Origin of the sequence: Spirulina sp. CS-785/01, from assembly GCF_028330525.1 — a bacterium.
Taxonomy (GTDB): Bacteria; Cyanobacteriota; Cyanobacteriia; order Cyanobacteriales; family Spirulinaceae; genus JAQMSD01.
Map to the genome: position 1 here is coordinate 1 of NZ_JAQMSD010000068.1, position 4,274 is coordinate 4,274.

The window sequence follows — 4,274 nt, forward strand, 5'->3', positions numbered from 1 at the left end:
GCGTAACGCACCAAAACCCTATAAAAGCCAAATAGCGACAGCGTAACGCACCAAAACCCTATAAAAGCCAAATAGCGACAGCGTAACGCACCAAAACCCTATAAAAGCCTTTTATTATACACCATAAAATTATTTTTGTCAAGTACATCCCCAACACTTCATCCAATCTTTAAAAAACTGAGGCAAAAACCATACAAACTCTTTATGCTCCATGTTTGGAAATTGCACTAAGTTGGAGTTAGAGGAAGAATCGCAATCCTTCAAAAGAATCTACACCTAAACCAAATGTGTATTTTTGTAACAATTTAAGCGGGATTGCGTAAAAATCCCAAATTAAAACAGAGAACCATGTGAGAGGGAAAGAATCACCTCTCCGTTGAAGTGTCATCCTACAGGGGACATCACATTATGTTTAACTTCCGCAAACGTGCATCTAAAGCCAAACCCGAACCCCAGAACCAAATCCAATCCTTCATCCTCGAACCCATCCTCACCCCCAGTGGGTTAATCGATGTAGATGATGGTGGCGGTCCCGACGCACCAGACATTCCAACAGACCTCGACCCCCCCACCCTCGATGATCAACCCAACTCCCCCGCAGAGGAGTCCGGAGCAGTAAGCATCCTCAGTGATCCTCAAATAGAAATAGACCCCCCTGATTTTTCAGCCGATCTGTTCCAAGCGGATGCCGGAGAATTCACCGTTGGAATAAGCGGAGAAGTCGGCATCGACTTCCTCTTTGATGGCGGGAAATTCCAAGGAGAAGTGGGCATCTTCAGTTTAGAAGGAATGGATGAATTTGAAGCGGGTTCAGAAGAATTCATCCAAGAAGCCGCCATCCGTGCGGCCAGTGACTCAGAACTGGGTCATATTGTCATTAGCGACAAAACCGAGGGGGCAAAATTTGAAGGGAGTTTAGGGGAAAGTAAAAATTGGAACTCCGGCGACTACCAAGGAGTGAAAACCGTCTCTATGCGTCCAGGAGACAAATTTGCGGTTATGTTAGTCCCCGATGGCACAGTAGATCAAGTCATTGAAAACCCTGCCATTGACGGTTCAAAAGCCCCCTTATTCTCCCTAGGAACAACCAACCCCGATGATACCTTACACTTCGGACAAATTGCCGATGTCACCGGAGACGGCAACACTTTCGTCATGGAGGACGTACAAGCGGGTCATAATTGGTATGACCAAGACTACAACGATTTAATCTTCCAAGTCCGGGGAGCAGAAGGAGAGGCCCCCTTAATGGAGGATTTAATCAAGGGAGAAGACTGGCGTGAGGGAGACTTGGGCCAAGCGTTGGTCAACTATGCCGAACAATATGTAGATGAGACAGCATCCGAGAAGACTATTCCCGATGTAGAGTCGTCTCAACAACCCTTAGTCGGTGTCATTGATACCGGATTTAATGGCGAGAATCCCGATTTAGACTACGACAAGATTACATTAGGGAAAGATCGCGTCGATGGAGACGATAATCCCTTACTCAGTGATGGGGAAGGAAATGAACACGGCACGCACGTTTTAGGTGTGATTGCTGCTGAACAAGATAATGGCATTGGTACAGATGGGATTAACGATGATGCCCCTCTGTGGGTCGGTCGTGCTGTAGGATCGGGACAATGGGCGGAATCTTTGGTTGAGTTTGTCGATGCGGCACGGGAGTCTGAGCAACCCAATGCGGTGGTTAATTTGAGTATGGACTTAACTCAAATTGATGCTGAGGGGAATGTGACCACGCGATATGAGTTTACTCCCATGGAAATGGCGGCCTTAGAATATGCCCGTCAGAATAATGTTGTGGTCAGTGTTGCTGCGGGGAATGATGGTGCGGTGATGTCTGCTTTAGGTCAAGCCTCGGAACGGTTTGATAATATCATCACTGTTGGTGCAGCAGAACAAATTAATGGTGAGACTTCTGCTTGGAAAGGGTTTGACCGGGCAGACTATTCCAGTTATGGCAATGGTTTAGATATTGTAGCCAATGGTGGCATATTAGAAGACCCCATTATGTCCACCGTTGGTGATGGCGTTGAGGCTATGCAGGGGACTTCTGTGGCCACCGCACAAGTCACGGGTGCAGCGTCTCAAGTGTGGGCTGCCAATCCTGAGTTAAGTTATCGTCAAGTGATTGATATTCTCAAATCGACTGCTACTGATCTCAAGGATGCTAACCCCGATGTGGAAACGGGAACTGGTTTATTAAATATGGCTGCTGCGATTCATTTAGCAAAAGCAACTCAACCAGAGGAGTATGAGCCTGAGTTACAAGTTGTTCCCACTACTTGGAGTGGGGAAGGGAAAGTTACCCCGATGGAACGGGCAGTGCGTTACAGTTATAAACTGAAAGATGGTGAGACCCTTTGGACAATTGCAGAACGCGAGTTAGGGGATGGGAGTCGCTGGACAGAAATCACTAAAGATGCTGCCGGAACAACACCATTTACCAGTGTAGAAGCGAAATTCTTACCTGTTGGTCAGGTGATTTATATACCGGGAGATGCTCCGAATGCTCAATCCGAGCCTACTCTACAGCCTGATCCCAACCAAGTCAAACAAGTTGCTCAGTCTAAATTCCTGAATGCTTTTAAGACTTCACTCAGTCCTCTCTGGATGAACTTCCTCAAGCAAATGTTTGAGAAGTTTTACAAGAATCCTAATGATACTTTGGATTCTCAAGCCTCCCAACAAGGAACGGGGACTGCTTCGACCGTTACTCCTCAAACTAACCCTACTCAAAGTACAAAAACGGGGCCTAATATTTCACTGGATATTACCGCCACCCCTATTGAAGAGACACCGACCGATTCAGGCGTTGTCAACTCTAAAGTCGGTTCATTACCTTTGAATTTCCGGAAGAGTTCTTATGTTGGCGCAACAGTCTTGAATTCTCTCCCGAAAGGCACATCATTCACCATTTTGAACTCTGTGACAGGAGGTACATACACAACCCCCAGTGGTGCTTCTCGTAATGATTGGTATCAGATTAAGGTCAACGGTCAGACCGGCTATGTGGCGGGTTACTATGTTGATGTCACGTCTTCTCCTGACACTGGAACAAGTACCACGCCTGGATACGTTAATAGCAATGTCGGTGGCGTTCGTTTAAATTTCCGGAGTAATCCTAAAGTGGGTGCATCAATTTTAGGAAAACTTTCCAAAGGCAGTGATCTCACTATTCTGGACAAGGTATCTGGTGGTGCTTACTATCCCGGTAATCGAACTGATTGGTATAAGGTGAAGGTTGATGGTGAAATTGGTTATGTGGCTGCTTACTATGTGAGTGAAAGCAATTTGACAATAAGCACGGGCAATAATAGCAGCAATCTTAACCCGATTTTGACAACACAAAGCGTGCAATACTTCAAAGATCGGCCTCAGTTTTATGGAGTTAGTGGTAATTACTTTGCCGCAACAGGTTTTGGCTCAACTCTGTTAGGTACAAACAATTATGGAAAACAAGGGAATTGCACATGGTACGCCTATGGACGATTAAAAGAACTTGGTTTTAATCCTAAAGACATTTTGCTACCTCCAGGAGATCGGGATGCTAGTCAATGGGGTCAAGTGTTAAAAAATGGCGCACGGATATTAAACTCTGGAGAACTTCCTCGAATTGGTGATGTTGCACAATATTATCTCAATGGACAGAATCATGTTGCTATTGTGGAGAAAGTTGAAAATGGACGGGTTCATTTATCTGAATCTAACTGGTATGGAGCAATACATGGAGTTGAGAATTATTCTATTGGTAATCCACATCGGTACATTCGGTTAAAACGTTAAATAGGGTTTTGGTGCGTTACGCAGCCAGTAGGGTGCGTTAAGCGGTCAAATAATTTGAGATTAACCCATTCACTCAAACTATCCGCCGTAACGCACCACTTTACTATTTCCGATTCCTGACAAGATGAGCATTGTTTTGTTCACAGCTTTAGGTCTCTTGATTTAGATAGTAGGGTGCGTTAGGCGGCAAGACAATTTAAGATTAATCCATTAACTCAAACTATCCGCCGTAACGCACCCACCTACTTCAAAAATCTTTTCTAACCCCTCCAACCCTCTCTCCCAAGCCCTCAAAAAATTGCCATAATTAAAATGAAGCCAGTAGGGTGCGTTAGGCGGTCAAATAATTTGGGATTAACCCATTCACTCAAAATATCCGCCGTAACGCACCACTTTACTCAAAAAATGAATGGGGTTTTGGTGCGTTACGCAGGAAATAATATTAACTGGATTTTGCCCTAAGTTGATCCCCTGCTAACGCACCC

Annotated in this window: 1 protein-coding gene; it reads left to right on the forward strand. The window is 45.1% G+C overall.

The window, feature by feature from the left end; all coding sequences use genetic code 11:
* Window positions 1–408: 408 nt before the first annotated feature.
* Window positions 409–3,789: a S8 family serine peptidase gene (locus PN462_RS03835; protein ID WP_272126644.1), complete on the forward strand. Its 3,381-nt coding sequence runs from the start codon at window positions 409–411 to the stop codon at window positions 3,787–3,789.
* Window positions 3,790–4,274 lie beyond the last annotated feature (485 nt).